This is a genomic window from Streptomyces sp. NPDC041713 (assembly GCF_055591085.1).
This window is the reverse complement of the sequence record NZ_JBVIZY010000003.1, coordinates 675102-696008: the sequence shown is the minus strand read 5'-3', so window position 1 is coordinate 696008 and position 20907 is coordinate 675102. Positions and strand designations below refer to the sequence as shown.

The 20907-nt window shown below is 71.5% G+C and carries 20 protein-coding genes and 1 tRNA gene; 14 read left to right on the top strand and 7 right to left on the bottom strand.

The window, feature by feature from the left end; genetic code table 11:
* Nucleotides 1–93 precede the first annotated feature (93 nt).
* The gene (locus ACZ6CV_RS12760; RefSeq protein ID WP_469250906.1) at nucleotides 94–1758 is read right to left on the bottom strand and encodes a helicase HerA-like domain-containing protein; all 1665 of its coding nucleotides are present in this window, start codon (nucleotides 1756–1758) and stop codon (nucleotides 94–96) included.
* A 138-nt stretch (nucleotides 1759–1896) separates the two neighbouring features.
* Between ACZ6CV_RS12760 and ACZ6CV_RS12755 the strand changes: the two genes are divergently transcribed.
* Together ACZ6CV_RS12755 and ACZ6CV_RS12750 are read left to right on the top strand one after the other, a co-directional pair.
* Nucleotides 1897–2193, top strand: a complete 297-nt coding sequence (locus ACZ6CV_RS12755; protein WP_003955420.1) for a type II toxin-antitoxin system VapB family antitoxin — start codon at nucleotides 1897–1899, stop codon at nucleotides 2191–2193.
* A 136-nt stretch (nucleotides 2194–2329) separates the two neighbouring features.
* Nucleotides 2330–3016, top strand: coding sequence for a LytR C-terminal domain-containing protein (locus ACZ6CV_RS12750; protein ID WP_469250793.1), 687 nt, complete (start codon nucleotides 2330–2332; stop codon nucleotides 3014–3016).
* A 25-nt stretch (nucleotides 3017–3041) separates the two neighbouring features.
* Here ACZ6CV_RS12750 and upp read toward each other — a convergent pair whose 3' ends face one another.
* A complete protein-coding gene (gene upp / locus ACZ6CV_RS12745) occupies nucleotides 3042–3677 on the bottom strand; it encodes a uracil phosphoribosyltransferase (protein WP_362375107.1) in 636 nt (211 codons plus the stop codon).
* 100 nt (nucleotides 3678–3777) lie between these two features.
* Between upp and ACZ6CV_RS12740 the strand changes: the two genes are divergently transcribed.
* From ACZ6CV_RS12740 to ACZ6CV_RS12700, 9 genes are all read left to right on the top strand, one after another.
* Nucleotides 3778–3948 (top strand): hypothetical protein, encoded by a 171-nt coding sequence (locus ACZ6CV_RS12740; RefSeq protein WP_362375109.1) that lies wholly within the window; start codon nucleotides 3778–3780, stop codon nucleotides 3946–3948.
* A gap of 215 nt (nucleotides 3949–4163) precedes the next feature.
* On the top strand, nucleotides 4164–4721 hold the full coding sequence (locus ACZ6CV_RS12735; protein WP_362375112.1) for a tRNA adenosine deaminase-associated protein: 558 nt from the start codon (nucleotides 4164–4166) through the stop codon (nucleotides 4719–4721).
* A 102-nt stretch (nucleotides 4722–4823) separates the two neighbouring features.
* Nucleotides 4824–5255, top strand: coding sequence for a tRNA adenosine(34) deaminase TadA (tadA, locus tag ACZ6CV_RS12730; RefSeq protein WP_362375531.1), 432 nt, complete (start codon nucleotides 4824–4826; stop codon nucleotides 5253–5255).
* 71 nt (nucleotides 5256–5326) lie between these two features.
* Nucleotides 5327–5414 (top strand) — tRNA-Ser (locus ACZ6CV_RS12725).
* A gap of 445 nt (nucleotides 5415–5859) precedes the next feature.
* On the top strand, nucleotides 5860–6039 hold the full coding sequence (locus tag ACZ6CV_RS12720) for a hypothetical protein (protein WP_355814578.1): 180 nt from the start codon (nucleotides 5860–5862) through the stop codon (nucleotides 6037–6039).
* A gap of 72 nt (nucleotides 6040–6111) precedes the next feature.
* Nucleotides 6112–6405, top strand: coding sequence for a Dabb family protein (locus tag ACZ6CV_RS12715; RefSeq protein ID WP_355814575.1), 294 nt, complete (start codon nucleotides 6112–6114; stop codon nucleotides 6403–6405).
* A gap of 220 nt (nucleotides 6406–6625) precedes the next feature.
* Complete coding sequence (locus tag ACZ6CV_RS12710) at nucleotides 6626–7477, top strand: RNA polymerase sigma factor SigF (protein WP_362375117.1); 852 nt, start codon at nucleotides 6626–6628, stop codon at nucleotides 7475–7477.
* A 244-nt stretch (nucleotides 7478–7721) separates the two neighbouring features.
* Nucleotides 7722–8603, top strand: a complete 882-nt coding sequence (locus tag ACZ6CV_RS12705; protein ID WP_355814570.1) for an RNA polymerase sigma factor SigF — start codon at nucleotides 7722–7724, stop codon at nucleotides 8601–8603.
* Between the two features lie 642 nt (nucleotides 8604–9245).
* Nucleotides 9246–9482: a hypothetical protein gene (locus tag ACZ6CV_RS12700; RefSeq protein ID WP_469250792.1), complete on the top strand. Its 237-nt coding sequence runs from the start codon at nucleotides 9246–9248 to the stop codon at nucleotides 9480–9482.
* Nucleotides 9483–9825: 343 nt separating this feature from the next.
* Here the strand turns inward: ACZ6CV_RS12700 and ACZ6CV_RS12695 are convergent, their stop codons facing one another.
* On the bottom strand, nucleotides 9826–10056 hold the full coding sequence (locus ACZ6CV_RS12695) for a hypothetical protein (RefSeq protein WP_469250791.1): 231 nt from the start codon (nucleotides 10054–10056) through the stop codon (nucleotides 9826–9828).
* A 175-nt stretch (nucleotides 10057–10231) separates the two neighbouring features.
* Here ACZ6CV_RS12695 and ACZ6CV_RS12690 point away from each other — a divergent pair, with 175 nt between their 5' ends.
* The 3 genes from ACZ6CV_RS12690 to ACZ6CV_RS12680 all read left to right on the top strand — a co-directional run bounded on the left by ACZ6CV_RS12690 (nucleotide 10232) and on the right by ACZ6CV_RS12680 (nucleotide 14339).
* On the top strand, nucleotides 10232–10732 hold the full coding sequence (locus ACZ6CV_RS12690; RefSeq protein WP_362375125.1) for a MarR family winged helix-turn-helix transcriptional regulator: 501 nt from the start codon (nucleotides 10232–10234) through the stop codon (nucleotides 10730–10732).
* 97 nt (nucleotides 10733–10829) lie between these two features.
* Complete coding sequence (locus ACZ6CV_RS12685; RefSeq protein WP_469250905.1) at nucleotides 10830–13325, top strand: MFS transporter; 2496 nt, start codon at nucleotides 10830–10832, stop codon at nucleotides 13323–13325.
* Nucleotides 13326–13517: 192 nt separating this feature from the next.
* Nucleotides 13518–14339: a YceI family protein gene (locus tag ACZ6CV_RS12680; RefSeq protein ID WP_469250790.1), complete on the top strand. Its 822-nt coding sequence runs from the start codon at nucleotides 13518–13520 to the stop codon at nucleotides 14337–14339.
* A gap of 80 nt (nucleotides 14340–14419) precedes the next feature.
* Here the strand turns inward: ACZ6CV_RS12680 and ACZ6CV_RS12675 are convergent, their stop codons facing one another.
* From ACZ6CV_RS12675 to ACZ6CV_RS12660, 4 genes are all read right to left on the bottom strand, one after another.
* Complete coding sequence (locus ACZ6CV_RS12675) at nucleotides 14420–15193, bottom strand: TetR/AcrR family transcriptional regulator (RefSeq protein WP_469250789.1); 774 nt, start codon at nucleotides 15191–15193, stop codon at nucleotides 14420–14422.
* A gap of 120 nt (nucleotides 15194–15313) precedes the next feature.
* Entirely contained in the window at nucleotides 15314–16816 is a 1503-nt protein-coding gene (locus tag ACZ6CV_RS12670) for an MFS transporter (RefSeq protein WP_469250788.1), read from the bottom strand.
* A 104-nt stretch (nucleotides 16817–16920) separates the two neighbouring features.
* Nucleotides 16921–19134 (bottom strand): ArnT family glycosyltransferase, encoded by a 2214-nt coding sequence (locus tag ACZ6CV_RS12665; protein ID WP_469250787.1) that lies wholly within the window; start codon nucleotides 19132–19134, stop codon nucleotides 16921–16923.
* The gene (locus ACZ6CV_RS12660; RefSeq protein ID WP_469250786.1) at nucleotides 19131–20894 is read right to left on the bottom strand and encodes a bifunctional glycosyltransferase family 2/GtrA family protein; all 1764 of its coding nucleotides are present in this window, start codon (nucleotides 20892–20894) and stop codon (nucleotides 19131–19133) included. The genes ACZ6CV_RS12665 and ACZ6CV_RS12660 overlap by 4 nt, the downstream gene beginning before the upstream one ends.
* Between the last annotated feature and the right edge of the window lie 13 nt (nucleotides 20895–20907).

Here is a 20907-nt window from a genome sequence, read left to right as displayed (position 1 = left end):
GGCCCGCACCACGCGGCCCGCTCAAGGCGCCCCGCCAGACCCGGTGCCCCGCCAGCCCCGGCGCCCCCGCCGCACTCAGCGTCGGCACCGGACTCAGCGTCGGCGCCGGGCCGTCCCGAACACCGACCGTGAGATCTCCCGCCCGATCTGCGTCCCCACGGACCGCATCAACGACTTGAACATCCCGCTCCCCACCACCTGCTCCACGACGGACCCGTCGCCCCGGGGCTTCGCCCGTGCCTGCGTGCGGGCCTCCTTCGCCGCATCGGCGGCCGCCGCATCGGCCTGCTTGCGGGCCTGCGTCTCGACCTCCCGGGCCGTCAGCTTCTCGTACGCGGACTCACGGTCGACGGCGTCCGCGTAGCGCGCGTACAGCGGCGACGAACGCACCGCCTGGTCCAGCGCCTCCGCCGCCACCGGCCGCATCAGCGACTCGGGCGCCCGCAGCCGGGTCGCCGCGACCGGCGTCGGCGCGCCCTTCTCGCTCAGCACCGTGATCACCGCCTCGCCGGTGCCGAGCCCGGTGAGCACCTCCGCCAGGTCGTACGGCGAGTCGGGGAAGGTCCGTACGGTCGCCTTCAGTGCCTTCTGGTCGTCGGGGGTGAACGCCCGCAGCGCGTGCTGCACCCGGTTGCCGAGCTGTCCGAGGACGTCCGCGGGCACGTCCTTCGGCGTCTGCGTCACGAGGAAGACGCCGACGCCCTTGGACCGGATCAGCCGCACGGTCTGCGTGATGGCCTCCAGAAACGCCTTCGACGCCCCACTGAAGAGCAGATGGGCCTCATCGAAGAAGAACACGAGCTTCGGCTTCTCGACGTCGCCCACTTCCGGCAGGTCGTGGTAGAGGTCGGCCAGGAGCCACATCAGGAAGGTCGAGAAGAGCTGCGGCTTGTCCTGGACGCCCGCCAGCTCCAGGACCGACACCAGCCCCTGCCCGTCCGGCGCGAGCCGCAGGAACTCGCTCGTGTCGAACTCCGGCTCCCCGAAGAAGTCCGCCATGCCCTGCGCCTCGAACGTGGTGAGCGCCCGCAGGATGACGCCGGCCGTCACGGACGACAGACCGCCGATGCCCTTCAGCTCCGGCTTGCCCTCGTCGGACGTGAGGAAGGTGACGACCGCCCGCAGGTCCTTCAGGTCGACCAGTTCGAGCCCCTTCTGGTCGGCGTAGTGGAAGACGAGACCGAGCGACTGCTCCTGCGTCTGGTTGAGCTGCAGCACCTTGGCGAGCAGCACGGGGCCGAAGCTGGTGATCGTGGCCCGCACCGGGATCCCCGTACCGATGCCACCGAGCGCGTAGAACTCGCTCGGGAACCCGGTCGCCGCCCACTCCTGCCCGACCTCCCCGGCCCGCTCGGTGACCTTGTCGTTCGCCGCGCCGGGCGCCGAGATGCCCGACACGTCGCCCTTGATGTCCGCGAGGAAGACGGGGACGCCCTGCGCGGCCAGCTGCTCGGCGATGAGCTGCAGCGTCTTGGTCTTGCCCGTGCCGGTGGCGCCGGCGACGAGCCCGTGCCGGTTGAGCATGGGCAGCGGGATGCGGACCGGCGCGTCGGCACGGCACTGTCCGTCCCAGAGCAGCGCGCCCAGGTCGAGGGCGGGCCCGGCGAAGGCGTACCCGGCGGCGATCTCCGCGGCCTCCGGTGGCAGAGCGCTTCCCCCTGTCCTTTCCCCCACCCTTTCCCCCGCCCCTCCCGCACCCGGCTCCGCCGCCGGCGCGGACTCGTTCGGGGGATTCGCACGACCCGGAGTGGACGGCATCGACTGGCTATCGCTCACTTCGACCCCTGTTCCCGGCTGGTGCGTTTCCGGTTTGCCCCGCTTTGCAGCGGCATTTCCCAGACTCGCACTCCGTCGCCATGGCTGCGCCCGGAGAGCCTTGCCCGGTAGGCTTTCCGTGTGATCTTCAAGCGCATCGGAAACGGCCGGCCGTACCCCGACCACGGCCGGGAAAGCACCCGCCAGTGGGCGGACGTCGCACCGCGCCCGGTCCGCCTCGATCAGCTCGTGACGACCAAGGGCCAGCTCGACCTCGAGACCCTGCTCGCCGAGGACTCCACGTTCTACGGCGACCTCTTCGCGCACGTCGTGAAGTGGCAGGGCGACCTCTATCTGGAGGACGGGCTGCACCGCGCGGTCCGCGCCGCGCTCCAGCAGCGCCAGGTGCTCCACGCGCGCGTACTCGAGCTGGGCTGACGCCGGGGTCCGGCCACGGGCCCCACACCCCCGCCGAGCCGGGCCCCGACCCCGCATTCGCCCTTTCGGGTTGGACTGCCCCTCAAGTAATGATCATTTAGTAGGCATCACTGCCGCGCCGCACTACGCTGCGCCCATGAGCATGCTCACTCCCCCCGGCATGGGCGGCGAATACCGCATCACGGGGGACAAATACCCACGGATGCGCCGCCCCAACGGCCGCCGCAGGCTCGTGCTCGCGGTCATCGCGTCCACCGCCGCCCTCGGCCTCATCGGCTGGGGCGCGTTGCAGCTCATCGACGTCTTCACGGGAGGCCACAAGGCTTCGGCGGCGGGCTCCGCGGCCGGCGACTGCGACCGTGACCCGGACGGCGACGACACCGCGGGCCACTCCGCCGCCTCGGCCGCCGCGGCGAAGGGCAAGGCGGGCAAGCCGCTGCCGAAGCCGAAGCAGATCACCGTCAACGTCTTCAACGCCACGCCCCGCGGCGGCCTGGCCAAGAGCACCGCCGACGAGCTCAAGAAGCGCGGCTTCGCCATCGGCAAGGTCGGCAACGCCACCAAGGAGTTCGACAAGAAGGTCAAGGGCACCGGGATGCTGCTCGGCGCCAAGGCGGCCGCCGACACCTCGCTCCCCGTCCTCGGCACCCAGCTCGCGGGCGCCGAGCTCAAGTCCGACGTACGCAAGACCGGTGACGTCGACCTGATCATCGGAAACCAGTTCAAGAACCTGGCCAAAAAGGAGGACGCCGACAAGGCCCTGGCCGCACTGGCCAAGCCCGAGCCGACGTCCGTGCCGTCAGGCAAGAAGAACTGCCGGTAGGCGAACCGGCAGGGGAAAGGGACCGCTACTCCGCGGCCCCGTACATCCGGTCGCCCGCGTCCCCGAGGCCGGGCACGATGTAGCCCTGCTCGTTGAGCCGCTCGTCGACCGAGGCCGTCACGACCGTCACCGGCGTCCCCGCCAGCTCGCGCTCCATGATCTCGACGCCCTCGGGGGCGGCGAGCAGCACCACGGCGGTCACGTCGTCCGCGCCGCGCTTGATGAGCTCCTGGATCGCGGCGACCAGCGTGCCGCCGGTGGCCAGCATCGGGTCGAGCACGTACACCTGGCGGCCGGAGAGGTCGTCCGGCATGCGCGTCGCGTACGTGGACGCCTGCAGCGTCTCCTCGTTGCGCACCATGCCGAGGAAGCCCACCTCGGCGGTCGGCAGCAGCCGCACCATGCCGTCGAGCATGCCGAGACCGGCGCGCAGGATCGGCACGACCAGCGGCCGCGGGTGGGAGAGCTTGACGCCCGTGGTCCGCGAGACCGGGGTGTCGATGTCGACCTGCTCGGTGCGCACGTCCCTGGTGGCCTCGTACGCGAGCAGGGTGACCAGCTCGTCGGCGAGGCGCCGGAAGGTCGGGGAATCGGTGCGCTTGTCGCGCAGCGTGGTGAGTTTGTGCGCCACCAGCGGGTGGTCGACGACGTGGATCCGCATGCCATCAACAGTAACCGGGCCCGGGCCCCACGCCTCTCGCTGGCATCAACACCGCCGTCCGAGGGAAGGTGGGGACGTACGAACCGAGGTGGTGTGGCCCATGGCGGAGCGCAAGCCGGAAGACGAGAACGACATCGAGCGCCGCAGGCGTCGCGCCCAGTTCCTGCGGGAGCGCAACGAGGCGATCGAGCTCCGCGACCGCGTGAAGCCGCGCCGCGCCCGGGCGGCACGCATGCGTCAGCAGATGCGCATGCGCACGTTCCGCTGGTAGCCGCCCCCCTGCAGGCGGGCCCCCGGCAGGGCCGGGAAAAGCCCCCGGGAGAACGCGACGCGGAACACAGCGAGCGGAAGACCTCTCCTGACGGCGCCGTTTCTGCCACGATTCCGAATGGGCGGGGCTCGGCACAGTGCTCCCCGCCCCCCGACCTCGCCGGGGGGATCCCAAACCGCCAACCGGCACTGCCTATGACCAGTGGGAGAGTCACGGTGTACTTCGCCGCACTGCTCGCGCGCACCGAAGACGGGTGGGAAGCGAGCGACACGGAGCTCGACGATGTGGAGACCCTGGCGGATCTGGCCGATCTGGCCCGTGAAGCCACGGCTGACTACGACGACGACACAGTGCTCGTCTTCATCGAACAGGAGGACGCGTGGTTCGGCGTCGTCCGCGTGGACGGTGAGGAGGACCCTCGTATCTACGTCTCGGACGCGGCCGCGGCCGCCCGCAGCTCGTACGGGGAGATCCTGCTCACCGACGAGATGCTGGGCCGCGACCCGGACGACGACGGGGCGGTCGACCTCGACGCCCTCGACCTCGACGGTACGGAGGACGGTGAACCCGAGGCGTCCGACACGGACTCCGACGGCGACGCGGCCGACGACGCCGGCACCTCGGGAGTGCCGTCCGGGCCCCTGGGCGACACGGAGATCCTCGCCGACCTCGGCGTGCCCGAGAAGGATCTGCTCGGTCTGGAGGCAGGCGACGCGCTCAGCGAGATCGCCGAAATCCTCGGGGCGGCGGAGGTGCTGGAGACCGTCCGCTAGGTTCCCCGTGTGACCGACCCGAACGACCCGAACGACCCGACCTCCGACTCTCCCCTCGACATCACCGAAGGTGATCCCGTACGCGACCGCTGGCGGGCGCCCATGCGGCTCGCCCTGGCCGAGGCCGAGCTGGCCGCCGCGGGCGGCGACGTGCCCGTCGGCGCCGTCGTGCTGTCCCCGGACGGCACGACGGTGCTCGCGACGGGTCACAACGAACGCGAGGCGACCGGCGACCCCACCGCCCACGCGGAGGTGCTCGCCCTGCGCAGGGCCGCCGCCGGACTCGGCGAGTGGCGGCTGACCGGCTGCACGCTCGTCGTCACCCTGGAGCCCTGCACGATGTGCGCGGGCGCGCTCGTGCAGTCCCGGGTGGACCGGGTGGTCTACGGAGCGCTCGACGAGAAGGCCGGAGCGGCGGGCTCCCTGTGGGACGTCGTACGCGACAGACGGCTCAACCACCGCCCCGAGGTCATCCAGGGAGTCCTCGCCGACGCGTGCGCGGCGCGGCTGACCGAGTTCTTCCGCAACCGCTGACTCCGGGGGGACTCAGGGGGTCGGCCGAACGGATTTCAGAACACGGGGCACTTTGGGCTAGAGTTCCTCTCGGTAGCGTGTCCGAGCGGCCGAAGGAGCTCGCCTCGAAAGCGAGTGAAGGGTAACCCCCTTCCGTGGGTTCAAATCCCACCGCTACCGCTCTCGATACGAAGGGCCCGTCCAGCTGGACGGGCCCTTCGTCGCGTGTGGGTTGTTCGCGGGTTGCGCGGATCGCTCGTGCCGCGGCACGCGGAAAGCCCCGGCGCCTTCCACGCGCCGGGGCTCTCTCCCGCCAGGACGGGGGGAACGGCATCGGGGGGACAAGCCGCTCCCCCCGACGAGGACCGGACCCTCAAGTCAACGCCGCCGTCGGGGGGAAGCGGACGGCGCGGACCCCGCAGTGGGGCCGGTCCCTCACCCGCGGATTCCTGCCAGATCCGCCGGGCTCACCACCCATCCTGCTCCGCGCACCACCCGGGGAGCGCGGGCAAAGGGCCTCTGCTGCCGGGCCGTTGGTCCTTAAAAGCCCCGTGAGTACGGCCCGGGTTAGACTCACCGCGATCACAGGGGACACACGCGTCGCGGGCAAGGGGAGGCCAGGATCGTGGCAGTGCAGTGGAAGAAGCTCGGCCTTTTCGCCGTGGTCGTCTTCGTGCTCTATGTGATCATCACGGACCCGGCCAAGGCCGCGGACTACGTCCAGATAGGCTTCGAAGGGATCTCGAGCGCCGCTCGGAGCATCGGGGACTTCATGACGTGGGTCGCCAACGGCGGCAAGGACTGAGCGGCGCCCTTCCGTTCCCCGCCCCGCCTTCCCCCCTTCCCCGCCTTCTCCCCGCTTCCTCAAGGAGTGCCCGTGATCCGCCATCTGGTCCTCTTCAAGCTCAACGACGGTGTGCGGCGCGACGAACCGCGTGTGGTCGAGGGCGTCGAGGCCTTCCGCGCCCTCGGCGGGCAGATCCCGGAGCTCACGTTCTGGGAGTGCGCCTGGAACATCACCGACCGCCCCATCGCGTACGACTTCGCCATCAACTCGGCGGTCGAGGACACCGATGCGCTGAAGCGGTACCTCGAGCACCCCGCCCACCAGGCGGGCGTCGCGCTGTGGCGCGAGTTCGCCACGTGGGTCATCGCGGACTACGAGTTCTGATCCGGTCCCACTCCTCCCCACCCCGCCACTTCGGCCCCGCACCGCGACGGTGCGGGGCCGTTTTCTGTCGTACACCCTCCCCCCTCGCCCTCAACACGTAGTTATCAGGTGCTTGCACACAGTGCACATGTCTTGTGATGCTATGACCGCTTTTGACGGATGAGTTGACCGAGGTCGACCGAGCTTGACTGAGCTTGTCTGAGAAGGGGTGGCGTTGCCCGTGCCGGCCAGTACTGCGCCCGAAGCTCCACCCGCCAAACCCGTACCGGGCGCCGGGACCCCCCGGAGCGCCGGGACCACCGGAAGCACGCGCGGTGCCGACACCCGGGCCCTCACCCAGGTGCTCTTCGGTCAGCTGAAGGATCTGGAGCCGGGCAGCCCGGAACACGGCCGGGTGCGCGGCGCCCTCATCGAGGCCAACCTGCCCCTCGTCCGGTACGCCGCCGCCCGCTTCCGCAGCCGCAACGAGCCGATGGAGGACGTCGTCCAGGTCGGCACCATCGGGCTCATCAACGCCATCGACCGGTTCGACCCGGAGCGCGGGGTGCAGTTCCCGACCTTCGCGATGCCGACCGTGGTCGGCGAGATCAAGCGGTACTTCCGCGACAACGTCCGCACCGTCCACGTACCGCGCCGGTTGCACGAGCTGTGGGTGCAGGTGACCGGCGCGACCGAGGACCTCACCACCGCCTTCGGGCGCTCGCCGACGACCTCGGAGATCGCCGAGCGGCTGCGCATCACCGAGGACGAGGTGCTGGCCTGCATCGAGGCCGGCCGCTCGTACCACGCGACGTCGCTGGAGGCGGCCCAGGAGGGCGACGGGCTGCCCGGCCTGCTCGACCGGCTCGGCTACGAGGACCCCGCGCTCGACGGCGTCGAACACCGCGACCTCGTACGCCATCTCCTGGTTCAACTGCCCGAGCGGGAACAGCGGATCCTGCTGCTCCGCTACTACAGCAATCTGACGCAGTCACAGATCAGCGCCGAACTCGGCGTCTCCCAGATGCACGTGTCGCGGTTGCTCGCCCGGAGCTTCGCACGCCTTCGGTCCGCAAATCGGATCGAGGCGTAACCGTATCGAGTGGAGTGCCGTCGCGGCGGTTGCCGACGGCACTCTTTGCTGAAAAGCCTCAGACCCCCTCTTTCCTGCACGGATGTCACCCTTGTTTGTCGACAAGTAACTACAGCGTGTTGCCGACATGTGACATTCTGCTGGAACCGCGTTTGCCGTAGCCCCACCTCCGGTATTCAGGTGGAGGCTGCGTTCCTCCGACGGGAGCGTCCGCCGCGACCGTCCGCGACCTCAAGGGGGTGGCATGTCCGCAGACCAGGGCAGCTCGAAGGTGCTCACGCTCACGCTCACGAAGAGCCCGAGCGAGCCGGCGCCCGACGCGCTTCAGGGCTCCGAAGCGCTCCAGAGCTCAACGGCCCCGGAAGTCATCGACACCCGGACCCTGTCCCGATCCCTCTTCCTGCGGCTCGCCACGCTCGCCCAGGACAGCCCGGAACGCGCCTATGTGCGGGACACGCTCATCGAGCTCAACCTCCCCCTCGTGCGGTACGCGGCGGCCCGCTTCCGCAGTCGCAACGAACCGATGGAGGACATCGTCCAGGTCGGCACGATCGGCCTGATCAAGGCGATCGACCGTTTCGACTGCGAACGCGGCGTGGAGTTCCCGACGTTCGCGATGCCGACGGTCGTCGGTGAGATCAAGCGTTTCTTCCGGGACACCAGTTGGTCGGTGCGGGTGCCGCGCCGCCTCCAGGAGTTGCGGCTCGCGCTCACGAAGACCAGCGACGAGCTGGCCCAGCGGCTCGACCGCTCGCCGACCGTGCCCGAACTCGCCGCGGCGCTCGGCGTCTCCGAGGAGGACGTGGTCGACGGCCTCGCCGTCGGCAACGCGTACACCGCCTCCTCGCTGGACTCCCCGACGCCCGAGGACGACGGCGGCGAGGGCTCCCTCGCGGACCGCCTCGGGTACGAGGACTCGGCCCTGGAGGGCGTGGAGTACCGCGAGTCCCTCAAGCCGCTGCTGGCCAAGCTGCCGCCCCGCGAGCGCCGCATCATCATGCTGCGCTTCTTCGCCAACATGACGCAGTCGCAGATCGGCGAGGAGGTCGGCATCTCCCAGATGCACGTCTCGCGGCTGCTGACGCGGACGCTGGCGCAGCTGCGGGACGGTCTCATCGCGGACTGAGACGCGCCGACTCCCTTGTGTGTCGGGGGTGTTGCTGACGGGGTTCCTAGTTACGGGGTTCCTAATTGACGACCCGTCAGACACACTGGCGCGATGCGACGTGGAGTGCGGAACGTCCTCGGTGCGGGGGCCGCTGTGCTGTGCCTCGGCGGCCTGCTGTCTGCCTGCGGCGGTGACAGCGGCGACGGTTACGTGGCGACGGGCGCGGCGGGGGCCTCGCCCGGTCGGGCGCCGGGCAAGACGGTGGGGCCCACAGGTGACGTGAGGATGGTGCCGCTGGAGAGGGGTGGTTCCGGCGACGGGGGCCGTTCCGGTGACTCGGCGGGGGCGTCGCCGGAGGGGGGCGGGGCGAGCAAGTCGCCGGTCGGGGAGGGACGTTCGGACTCGGGTTCGGGTTCGGGTTCGGGGTCAGGTTCGGGGGTGTCGTCGTCTCCTGGGGCGTCGTCGGGGCACGAGGGCGGTCGTACGGGTACGGGGTCAGGTACGGGTACGGGTGGGGGCTCCCCGAGTCCGTCGGGGCCGGGTCCGGGGTCCGGTTCCGGGGGGTCTGGGACGGAGCCGGCGCCGAGTGGGCCCGCGGTGCTCGCCGTCGGCGATCCGGAACGGGCTCCTGCGGACAAGCGGTGGTGCGAGAAGGTGACGGTGACCTTTCGCAACACGGGTGGGACGGCGGTGCGTTCGGGGGAGGTCACCTTCGGTACGCACATCATCGGGGCGCTCGGGGTGGACTGGGCCACGATCAAGTCGACGGTGGCGCTGCCGGCTCCGATCGGTCCCGGGGCGAAGAGGGAGGGGGCCTGGACGGTGTGCGTGGACGCGTGGCGTGTGCCGCTGGGCATGAGGGTGGAGACGCGGGACGTCTGGGTGGACTGGGAGTAGGCCCCCCCGGGGGGGGCGGCTGAGCACGTCGCCGACCTGCGGGTGCGTCGTGGTTGCTCGCGCAGTTCCCCGCGCCCCTGATGGGGTGCTCGCGTCGTCGTTCATCTGCGGGCCTTCGCGGGTGCCTCGCCGCGGGTGACTCAGGGGCGCGGGGAACTGCGCGACCAGCCAGCGACCGCCCGCGCATCAAAAACCGCCCAAGCCCCGCAGGGAAACGCGCGATCAGCCAGCGACCGCCCGCAGATCAGAAACCGCCCGAGCCCCGCAGGGAATCGCGATCAGCCGGCGATCGCCCGCAGATCACAGCCCCTCCAGGCCCCGCAAGGGTCCCCGCAGAAACCGTTTACGACAGCGCCAGCCACGCCACTCCCGCCACGATCACGATCGCCAGGAGCACGCCCACGATCAAGCCCACCCGTGGGCCCGACGAGGACGTCGTTGCCTGGGGCTGTCCTCCCCGCGGCGCCTCGTCGACGAAGGCGCGGAACATCTGCGTGCTGCCGGCGGGGTCGAGGTTGCCCTGCGGAGCCTGGTGGCCCCGGTTGCCCTGGGGGTCCTGGGGGTTGTGTGCCATGGATCAGGACCCTAGCGAATCCACGGCCCTCGGCCCAACCCCCTCTGGCCAGGGACTTTACGACCCGGCCCCCAGAGCTTTGCCGACTCTTTAGGCCGACGGCCAGGTTTTAGTTTGCCTGCGGCAACCAACTGCTTCTATCGTTGCCCTAAGCAACAAAAAATTAGGAGGTGCCGTGGCCGCGCAGCGTCAGTACGAGGAGCTGGCCCAGCAGCTCAGCGCCATCGGTGCCGTGAAGCGTGGCCTCGGAAGAGGCCTGCCGCACGACTGCCCGGCCGGATCCGCCGCCGTCCTCATCCTGCTCGACCGCCACGGCGCGATGCGGATGAGCAGGCTCGCGGAGCTGCTCGCCGTCGACACGTCGGTGACCAGCCGCCACGTGGCGCACGTCGCGGACAAGGAGTGGATCGCCCGCGATCCCGACCCCGCGGACAGGCGCTCCCGGATCCTGCGGCTCACGCCCGACGGCAAGGCCAAGGTGGACGAGCTCGCCGAGCTCTCCATCCGGACGCTCACCCACTACTTGCACGACTGGAGCGACGAAGAGGTCGTCCAGCTCAGCACGCTGCTCGCGCGCCTGCGCGACAGTTTCGGGGACTGCCGCGCGGCTTCGGCCCGGCTCCCCGCCCCCCACGACGTGCGGACCACGTCGGAGACCACCCGTACACCCGCGTAAGAAAAGGAAGCCCATGGCAACAACCACACCAGCCGGTGTGCGGGGCAGCCATGCCAAGCACGGAGCGCATCACGGCCACCCCGGCGAGAACGCTCCGATGACGCACCGGCAGATCATGGAAGCGCTGTCCGGGCTGCTGCTCGGCATGTTCGTGGCGATCCTGTCGTCGACGATCGTCTCCAACGCCCTGCCCGAAATCATCGGCGACCTCGGCGGCGGCCAGTCCGCCTACACCTGGGTCGTCACCGCGTCGCTGCTCGCCATGACCGCGACGACCCCCCTGTGGGGCAAGCTGTCCGACCTCTTCAGCAAGAAGGCGCTCGTACAGATAGCCCTGGTCATCTACGTCGGCGGATCGATCGTCGCCGGTCTCTCGCAGAGCGCAGGGATGCTGATCGCCTGCCGCGTTGTGCAGGGCATCGGCGTGGGCGGTCTCTCCGCCCTCGCGCAGATCGTGATGGCCGCGATGATCTCCCCGCGCGAGCGCGGCCGGTACTCCGGCTACCTCGGCGCCACCTTCGCCGTCGCCACCGTCGGCGGCCCGCTGCTCGGCGGTGTCATCACCGACACCTCGTGGCTCGGCTGGCGCTGGTGCTTCTACGTCGGCGTGCCGTTCGCGATCATCGCGCTGATCGTCCTGCAGAAGACCCTGAAGCTTCCCGTCGTCAAGCGTGACGTGAAGGTCGACTGGGGCGGCGCGTTCTTCATCAGCGCCGCGGTCTGCCTGCTGCTCGTCTGGGTCACCTTCGCCGGTGACAAGTACGACTGGATGTCGTGGCAGACGGCCGCCATGGTCGGCGGCTCGGTCGTCCTCGGACTCCTCTTCGTGCTCGTCGAGACGAAGGCCAAGGAGCCGATCATCCCGCTGCGGCTCTTCCGCAACCGCACCATCACCCTCGCCTCGCTCGCCTCGCTCTTCGTGGGTGTCGCGATGTTCGCGGGCACGGTCTACTTCAGCCAGTACTTCCAGCTCGCCCGGGGCAAGTCCCCGACGATGTCCGGCGTCATGACGATCCCGATGATCGGTGGTCTGTTCATCTCGTCGACCGTCTCCGGTCAGGTCATCACCAAGACCGGCAAGTGGAAGGCGTGGCTGGTCAGCGGCGGCGTCCTGGTGACGGCGGGCCTCGGTCTGCTCGGCACCATCCGGTACGACACCGAGTACTGGCACATCGCGATCTTCATGGCCCTGATGGGTCTCGGCATCGGCATGATGATGCAGAACCTGGTCCTGTGCACGCAGAACCAGGTCGCCCCCGAGGACCTCGGCTCCGCCAGCTCCACCGTCACCTTCTTCCGCTCCCTCGGCGGTGCGATCGGTGTCTCGGCGCTCGGCGCGATCATGTCCACGCGGATCACGGACTACGTCAAGGACGGCATCACCGACCTCGGCCCGAAGGCCGCGGCGCAGTTCGGCCACGGCGGCACGGGCGGCGGCGGCATCCCGGACCTGGACAAGATCCCGGAGCCGTTCCGCACGGTGATGGAGAGCTCGTACGGGCACGGCATCGCCGACGTCTTCCTGATCGCCGCGCCGCTCGCGTTCCTCGCCTTCCTGATCACCCTCTTCATCAAGGAGGTTCCGCTGCGTACGTCGGGTGGCATCGCCCAGGCCGCCGCGGCGGCCACGGACGGCGCGGCTCCGGCCGACGCCCCTGCCGACGCCACGGCTTCCGCCGCTCCCGCGGCCACCGCCGAGCAGCCCGTGCTCGCCTCCGTCGCCTCGCACACCGAGGCCGGGTCCGAGGGGCCCGACGGCACGCAGCGGCTCGCCGCCGTGGCGTCCGCCGCCGAGGCCGGCGCGGGGGGCGGGGGTCTTCCTCCGGTCACCAACGGCATCCCGGTGCGCGGTTACGTCCGCGGCGCCGAGAGCGCGCCCGTTCCGCGGGCCGCCGTCACGCTGATCTCCCTCGGGGGACGGCAGCTGGGCCGTGCGGTCGCGCAGGGCGACGGTGCCTACACCGTCGACGCCCCGGGCGCCGGGTCGTACGTGCTCATCGCCTCCGCCGACGGCTTCCAGCCGCAGGCCTCGACCGTGGTCGTGGGCGAGGAGGCGCTGTCGTACGACATCCTCCTCAGCGGCACCAGCGGGCTGAGCGGGCTCGTGCGGGACGCCGACAGCAAGCTGCCGGTCAGCGGCGCGATGGTCATCGTGACCGACGTCCGCGGTGACGTCCTCGCCACCGGACTCTCCGGTGAGCAGGGCGAGTTCACCTTCGCCGAGCTGGTCCCCGGCACCGTCACCATCGCGGTGAACGCCGCGGGTCACCGGCCGATGGCGCTGCCCGTCGAGGTCGGCGGCACCGGGGTCACCCGGGTCGAGGTCGAGCTCAACTCCGGCGCGCGGGTGCTCGGCACCGTGCGGGCCGGCGGCTCGGCGCTGAACGACGCCCGCGTCACGCTGGTGGACGCCGCGGGCAACGTCGTCGCCACCGCGACCACCGGGGCGGACGGGGCGTACGCCTTCACCGACCTGGACAGCGGGGAGTACACGGTCATCGCGACGGGGTACCCGCCGGTGGCCACGGGGCTGACGGTCGCCGGCAGCGGCACCGACGGCCACGACATCGAACTCGCCCACCCGGGCGAGTGACCGGCCCCGGCCCGAGGTCGCGCCCCGAGCGGAGGCGCGGCCCCGGGCCGGTCGCGGAAAGGGCCCCCGGGCCGGCGGTGGCGTTCACGGCAGGGGACGGCCGGCCACCGCCGGCCCGGGGGTCGTCTGCGTCTGACCTGATTTTGAAGCTTTGGGGCTTCCCTTCGTGAAGCCCGGCAAGGAGTAAACGGGATGGCACTGAACGCTCGGATCCGTACGCGTGACGGGTGGGCCGTACCCCACGCCGTCGTCACGGTGACCGACATGACCGGCACGCAGGTGCTGCGGGCCGACACGGACGGCGAGGGCGTCGTACGCGACGAGACCCCGCTCGCGGCCGGGCCCTACACCGTCATCGTCACGGCCGTCGGGTACGCGCCCGTCGCCTCCACGGCGCTCGTCACCGCCAGCGGGCGGGCCGAGGTCGGCAACGTCGTCCTCGCCCGGCAGGGCGGCACGGAGCTGCCGCCGCCCGGACCGTGGGCCATCGACCCCGCGCACTCGACGGTGGGCGCGGTCGCGCAGCACCTCGGGATCACGAGTGTGCACGGGCGGTTCACGGAGTTCGGCGGGCGGATCGAGATCGCCGAGGACGTCGAGAAGTCGCGCGTCGAGGCGGTCATCCGGTCGGCGTCGATCGACACGGGGAACGGCATGCGGGACGGGCACCTGAAGTCGCCGGACTTCCTGGACGTGGAGCAGTACCCCGAGCTCACGTACCGCTCGAACGGTCTGACGCCGTCGGGTACGGACCGCTGGACGGTCCACGGTGAGCTGGGGATGCACGGGGTCGTGCGGCCGGTGGACCTGGACCTCAGCTACCTCGGGACCGGGGCGGACCCGTGGGGCGGGACGCGAGCGGCGTTCCGCGCGACGGCCGAGCTGCGGCGGGAGGACTTCGCGATGAACTACAACCAGGTGGTCCAGGCGGGCATCTCGGCGATCGGGACGACGCTGCGGGTGACGCTGGACATTCAGGCGGTGCAGGGGGAGGGGCTGCCGGAGGTGTCGTAGCAGGTCTGGCGGGGGCGCGTGCGGGTGCGGGACCGGGGGAGGAACCCCCATCCCCGCCCCCGCGGAGCGGTGCCGCGTCGCTATGGGCGGGGCAGGAGGGACTCGATGCCCGCGATCATCAGGTCGAGGGCGATCGTGAAATCCCGTTCCCACATCTCCTCGACCGTGTCCCCGTCCCGCGCCGCCATCAACTCGTCCGCACTCTCCAGGAGCCCGTGCGACGCGAGCTCGTCGCGGACCGTACCGGCCGCCTCCCGGTAGTACTCCTCCTGCGACATCCCCGCCTCCGCGCACCGCGAGATGTAGTGGCCCTCGATCGTGCCGAAGCCGTACACGAACTGGAAGACCGCCGAGATCGCCCCGTTCTGCGTGTACGCGGGAAGCCCGGTGCTGCGCACCGTGAACTGGATGGCCCGGGCGAACGCCAGCCAGTTGGGGCCGATGTTGAGGTACCGGCCGACCAGCGGGGACACCCACGGATGCCGGATCAGCGCCGCCCGGTACTCCTCCGCCAGCGCACGGAGCCGCTCGCGCCACGCCTCGGGCGCCGCCTCCGCGTCGGGCAGCCGCATCTCTCCGCACACCGCGTCGAGGGCGAGCTCCAGGAGGTCGTCCTTGGTGTCCACGTACCAGTAGACCGACATGGCCGTGACGTTGAGTTCGCCGGCGAGCCTGCGCATGGAGAACTTGTCGAGGCCCTCCGCGTCCAGGAGCCGGACCGTCGCCTCGGTGATGCGGTCCCGGTCGAGGCCGCTCGGCTGGTCGCCCTTGCGGCCGCCGCCGCGCGGGGCCTTGGCCTGCAGCCAGACGCTCGTCCGCGCCGTGTTCTTCGTGCGGCCGGCTGCCTTCGTCATGGCGCACCTTCCTCGTTGGTCCTCGGGCCGGGAGCGGCCCGGGTGGGCGGCGTGCGGGGGCGGCGTGCGAGGGCGGTCCGTCGGCCCCTTCCGGAACCGGGTGGTCCGCCCTCCCCGATGCTATGCCGCTGTCTTACCCACGGAGTCTGCCCTCTCCGCCCTGCGCAGCAACGCGGCCGCGAGGACGCCCCCGGCGAACACCGCGGCCGCGCCGACCAGCTGGCTCGTCTCCAGGCCCGAGGAGAACGCGTCGGCGATCCGTTCGCGTTCGCCCGCCGACCCCGCCGCGGCCATCGCGGCGGGGAACGAGGCGGCCGGGACCGCCACCAGCGCGGCGAAGCGGGAGTTGAGGACCGCGCCGAGCACGGCGACGCCGAGGCCGTTGCCGAACTCCGCGAGCGTGCCGTTGATGCCCGCGCCCACGCCCGCCTTCTCCGGCGGGATGGCGCTCATGATGGCGTTGGCCATGGCGGGCATGGCGAGCGCGATGCCCGCACCCATCACGATCAGGCCGAGCAGCAGGCCGTTGTAGTCGTCGCCGCCGAGCAGCGCTATCGCCGCGAGGCCCGCGGCGAGCAGGCTCATGCCGGACGCGATGGTGACGGGCGTGCCCATCTTGGCGTGCAGCTTCGCGCCGACGCCCGCCAGGTTCAGGGCCACGATGGTCACCGCGAGCGGCGCCGTGCGCAGCCCCGCCTCCAACGGCTCGTATCCGAGCACGAACTGCAGGTGCTGGGTGAGCAGGAAGAGCGAGCCGCTCAGGCCGAACGCCACCAGGATGGCGCCGGCCACCGCGCCGATGAAGCGCTGGTTGCGGAAGAAGTGCATGTCCAGCATCGGGTACGGGACACGCAGCTCCCAGAGCGCGAACGCGCCGAGCACAAGGGCGCCGACGGCCGCGGAGACCAGGACCCGCGACGAGGTCCAGCCGTGCTCGGGGCCGGAGATGATCGCGTAGACCACCGCGGCCATGCCGATCGTGGAGAGCAGGGCGCCCAGGAGGTCGGGGCGCTCGCCCCGGGGGTTCTTGGACTCCGGCACCAGTTTGACCACCGCGATCAGGCCGAGCAGCGCCACCGGGATGTTGATCAGGAAGATCGAACCCCACCAGAAGTGGTCGAGCATGAAGCCGCCGAGCAGCGGACCGGCCGCGAACCCGAGGGAGTTGATGGTGGCCCAGAGGCCGATCGCCTTGACGCGCTCGGTGTCGTCGAAGATCTGCACGACCACCGCGAGGGTGGTCGTCATGAGCAGCGCGCCGCCCACGCCCATGCCCGCGCGGGCGGCGATGAGCTGCGCGGAGCTCTGCGCGAGGCCGGCCGCGAGCGAGCCGACGCCGAACAGGGCGAGGCCCGCCGCGAGCAGCTTCTTGCGGCCGTAGCGGTCGGCGGCGCTGCCCGCGGTGAGCAGCAGCCCCGACTGGACCAGCGAGTACGCGTTGATCATCCACTGGATGTCGGACGTGGACGCGTCCAGCTCCCGGGTGAGGGAGGGGATCGCGACGCTGAGGACGGTGTTGTCCAGCAGCACGGTGAGCTGCGCCAGGCAGATGACGCCGAGGATCAGCCAGCGCTGCGGGTGCCTCGACGAGGCGGTGGAGCTCTCGGCAGTCATCGCCGTCATGCGGCCCTCCCTTGTTCGACTTACACCGTAGAACAAGTCCCGTACGGCGTACAATAGATTTACGGGAGGGGGGATCCGCAAGGGCCCTCCGGGGCCCGGGCCCGCTACTTCTGCGGCTTCGCCTGGGGCTGCGGCGTCGACTGCGGCTTCGTCAGGTCGTAGAACGTCGCGCTGCCCACCGTCACCTTCTTGAACGTCGACTCGACCCACGCCGTGATGCCGGCGGAGGTGCCGTCACCGCCACCCGTTCCGCCACCTGGGCGGTCGCCCGTTCCGCCGCCCATTCCGCCACCGCCGACGAAGTAGTGGATCTCGCCGTCCGCCACGTACTGCTTGAACTGCGCGAGCGTCGGCGACGGGTCGCTGCCGTTGAAGCCGCCGATGGCCATCACGGGCCGCTCGGTGGCGAGTTGGTAGCTCGCCGCGTTCTGTGAGCCGATGGCCGCGGCCGCCCAGGTGTAGGTGTCGGCGTCCATCTCCAGGAGCTTCTTCGCCTCGGCGGAGACCTGCGCGCCGTTGAGCAGTCCGCCCATGCCGCCGCCGCGTGCCGTTCCGCCGCCCGGGCGGTTCTTCGCGCTGCCGCCCTGGGCGCGGGGGCCGTTGTTGCCGTTGCTGCCGTTGTTGCCGGGTGGCTGGGCGCCCTGGCCCTGCCGGCCCGGGAACGCGCCGGGGCCGCCGCCCGGACCGCCCGGCCCGCCCGCACCACCGGGGCCCCCGCCACCCGGCCCGCCGCCACCCCCCGGGCCGCCCCTGCCTCCCGCCGACGCCGGGCCCGCCGTCACGATCGAGCCCGTGTGTGCGCTGTCCACCGTCGACAAGGTGTACGCCACCGGTCCCGCCACGGAGGCCCCCAGGCTCAACCCCACCGTGATGAGGGCGAGTTGACGCCCGGCACGGCTCGCGAACAGCAGGCCCACCGCCCCCGCGAGGCCCGCCACGAGCACCGCCCAGCGCAGCCACGGGAGGTAGTCCGGGGCCCGACCAAGCAGCTCGTACGACCAGATCGCCGTGGCCGCCACCGTCACGCCGAGCACAGCACGCGCCCACCGCGCCGCGCGCTCCTCCCACAGGACCGTGGCGCCCATGCCGACGAGCGCGGCGATGTAGGGGGCCAGGGCCACCGTGTAGTACTGGTGGAAGATGCCCGCCATGAAGCTGAAGACCGCCGCGGTCATCAGGAGCGGGCCGCCCCACGCCGCGAACGCCGCCCGCGCGGTGTCCGTGCGGCGCGCCTTGCGGGTGAGGACGACCCCCGCCACCAGGAGGATCAGCGCGGCGGGCAGCAGCCAGGAGATCTGGGCGCCGATCTCGGAGTCGAACATCCGGCCGATGCCGATCTCACCCCACTGACCGCCTCCCCCGCCACCGCCACGCGGGCCGCCGCCGCCGCCCACGCTGCCGGTCTCCTCGCCGTTGATGCGGCCGAGGCCGTTGTAGCCGAAGGTCAGCTCCAGGAAGGAGTTGTTCTGCGAGCCCCCGATGTACGGGCGCGAGGACGCGGGCCAGAGCTCCACGACCGCCACCCACCAACCGCCCGCGACGACCATCGCCCCCGCGGAAGCGGCGAGTTGGCCGAAGCGCCTGCGCGGCCGCACCGGCGCGCACACCGCGTAGAGGACCGCGAGCGGCGGCAGGATCAGGAACGCCTGCAACGTCTTGACGAGGAACGCGACGCCGACCGCGACGCCCGCCCACACCAGCCATGCGGTGCGGCCATGCTCCAGGGCGCGCAGCACGCAGTACACCGTGACGGTCATGAGGAGGGCGAGCAGCGCGTCCGGGTTGTTGAAGCGGAACATCAGCGCGGCGACGGGCGTCAGCGCGAGGACCGCGCCCGCGAGCAGTCCGGCCGCCGGGCTGAAACGGCGTCGCACGGCCGCGTACAGGACCCCGACGGTCGCGACGCCCATCAGGACCTGCGGGACGAGGACCGCCCAGGAGTTCAGGCCGAAGAGGCGCACGGAGAGCGCCATCGGCCAGAGCGCGGCGGGCGGCTTGTCGACGGTGATCGCGTTGCCCGCGTCGAGCGAGCCGAAGAAGAGGGCCTGCCAGCTCTGGCTGCCGGCCTGGACGGCGGCGGAGTAGAAGGAGTTGGCGTAGCCGGACGCGCTCAGGTTCCAGAGGTAGAGGACGGCGGTCGCGAGGAGCAGGCCGAGGAAGGCGGGGCGGGCCCAACGCGGGTCGTCGGGGCGGCCACGCCACAGCCGGGCTGGCAGGGCGCCGAGCCGCGGGGCTTGGAGCGGTGCCGGTGTGGGGGTGGGTGTGGGGGTGGGTGTGGGTGTGGGTGTGGGTGTGGGTGTGGGGGAGGCGGTCGTCATCGTGCGGTCCTCGGGTGGTCGTGGGGAGCGGGGGTGTGGGCGTCGGGTGCGGGTGTGGTGTGGGGCGCGGGTGTGACGGTCGGCGCGGGCATGACGACCGGCGCGGGTATGACAGCGGGCGTGGGTGTGATGGCGGGCGCGGGTGTGGCCGCCGGAGCCTTGGCTTCCGGCGGAGCTGTGGCTTCCGCCGGAGCCGTGGCTTCCGGCAGAGCCGTAGCTCCCGGCAGAGCCGTAGCTCCCGGCAGAGCCGTGGCTCCCGCCGGAGCCGTAGCTCCCGGCAGAGCCGTAGCTCCCGCCGGCGCCGTGGCTTCCGGCAGAGCCGTAGCTCCCGGCAGAGCCGTAGCTCCCGCCGGAGCCGTGGCTTCCGGCAGAGCCGTAGCTCCCGCCGGAGCCGTGGCTTCCGGCAGAGCCGTAGCTCCCGCCGGAGCCGTGGCTTCCGGCAGAGCCGTGGCTTCCGGCGGAGCCGTAGCCCCCGACGCGGTCTCACCGCGGTCCGGGAACACCCACGCCCGCAGCAGCAGGAACCGCAGCACCGTCGCCGCCAGGTTCGCCGCGATCAGGACGGCCAGTTCCGTGGAGTGCGCCGGGTCGCCCGACGCCGCGCCGAGCGCCGCCAGGGAACCGCTGGTGAGGGCGAGACCGATGGCGAAGACGACGAGGCCCTGCGCCTGGTGGCGGACCGCCCGGCCCCGCCCGCGGACGCCGAACGTGAGCCTCCGGTTCGCCGCGGTGTTGGCCACCGCCGAGACCAGGAGGGCGAGCGCGTTGGCGGCCTGCGACCCCGTGAACGTACGGAAGCCGCTGTAGAGGAGGAGGTAGAACAGCGTCGACAGGGCGCCGACCACGCAGAAGCCGACGAGCTGGCGGGTGAGGCCACCGGGGACTCCGGTCAGCCCGCGGTCGCGCGGGTCGTCGCCGAACGGGCGGGCGAGCCGGTCGAGCGGCAGCGCCCCGACCGCGAGCGCGCGCCCCACCCGCCACACGCCTCTGAGGTCGTCCGTCGCGGTCCGCACCAGGTGGACCGAGGAGTGCGGGTCGTCGACCCAGTCGACCGGCACCTCGTGGATGCGCAGCCCGGCGCGTTCGGCGAGCACCAGCATCTCGGTGTCGAAGAACCAGCCGGTGTCCTCCACCAACGGCAGCAGCACCCGCGCCACATCGCCGCGGATCGCCTTGAACCCGCACTGGGCGTCGGAGAACCGGGCGTGCAGCGAGCCGCGCAGGATCAGGTTGTACGTGCGGGAGACGAACTCCCGCTTGGGGCCCCGCACCACCCGCGAACTGCGTGCGAGGCGCGAGCCGATCGCCAGGTCCGAGTGGCCCGAGATCAGCGGGGCGACCAGCGGGAGCAGCGCGTTGAGGTCGGTGGAGAGGTCGACGTCCATGTAGGCGAGGACGGGCGCGTCGGAGGCGGACCAGACGGCGCGCAGCGCCCGGCCCCGGCCCTTCTGGTCGAGCCGTACGTGCCGCACCTCCGGTACGGAGGCGGCGAGCCCGGCGGCGATCCGCGGGGTGCTGTCCGTGGACGCGTTGTCCGCGACCGTGACGCGGAAGGGGTAGGGGAAGGTGCGGGCGAGGTGGTCGCGCAGCCGCAGGACGCACGGCCCGAGGTCCTTCTCCTCGTTGTAGACCGGAATCACGACGTCCAGGACGGGGACGGGCACGTCACGCCACGCGGCGGGAAGGTGCTCCCGCGACGGCAGGGCGGCGGGGGAGACGGAAACTGGTGAGACGGCGGCCGGGGCAGAGTCGGTTCGCATGCGGCCGACGTTC

What these genes read in the sequence shown, in the direction of transcription:
- ACZ6CV_RS12760 (WP_469250906.1), bottom strand. Translation starts at nt 1,758, where the DNA reads ATGCCGTCCACTCCGGGTCGTGCGAATCCCCCGAACGAGTCCGCGCCG.
- ACZ6CV_RS12750 (WP_469250793.1), top strand. Translation starts at nt 2,330, where the DNA reads ATGAGCATGCTCACTCCCCCCGGCATGGGCGGCGAATACCGCATCACG.
- upp (WP_362375107.1), bottom strand. Translation starts at nt 3,677, where the DNA reads ATGCGGATCCACGTCGTCGACCACCCGCTGGTGGCGCACAAACTCACC.
- ACZ6CV_RS12740 (WP_362375109.1), top strand. Translation starts at nt 3,778, where the DNA reads ATGGCGGAGCGCAAGCCGGAAGACGAGAACGACATCGAGCGCCGCAGG.
- tadA (WP_362375531.1), top strand. Translation starts at nt 4,824, where the DNA reads ATGCGGCTCGCCCTGGCCGAGGCCGAGCTGGCCGCCGCGGGCGGCGAC.
- ACZ6CV_RS12705 (WP_355814570.1), top strand. Translation starts at nt 7,722, where the DNA reads ATGTCCGCAGACCAGGGCAGCTCGAAGGTGCTCACGCTCACGCTCACG.
- ACZ6CV_RS12695 (WP_469250791.1), bottom strand. Translation starts at nt 10,056, where the DNA reads ATGGCACACAACCCCCAGGACCCCCAGGGCAACCGGGGCCACCAGGCT.
- ACZ6CV_RS12685 (WP_469250905.1), top strand. Translation starts at nt 10,830, where the DNA reads ATGACGCACCGGCAGATCATGGAAGCGCTGTCCGGGCTGCTGCTCGGC.
- ACZ6CV_RS12680 (WP_469250790.1), top strand. Translation starts at nt 13,518, where the DNA reads ATGGCACTGAACGCTCGGATCCGTACGCGTGACGGGTGGGCCGTACCC.
- ACZ6CV_RS12675 (WP_469250789.1), bottom strand. Translation starts at nt 15,193, where the DNA reads ATGACGAAGGCAGCCGGCCGCACGAAGAACACGGCGCGGACGAGCGTC.
- ACZ6CV_RS12670 (WP_469250788.1), bottom strand. Translation starts at nt 16,816, where the DNA reads ATGACGGCGATGACTGCCGAGAGCTCCACCGCCTCGTCGAGGCACCCG.
- ACZ6CV_RS12665 (WP_469250787.1), bottom strand. Translation starts at nt 19,134, where the DNA reads ATGACGACCGCCTCCCCCACACCCACACCCACACCCACACCCACACCC.
- ACZ6CV_RS12660 (WP_469250786.1), bottom strand. Translation starts at nt 20,894, where the DNA reads ATGCGAACCGACTCTGCCCCGGCCGCCGTCTCACCAGTTTCCGTCTCC.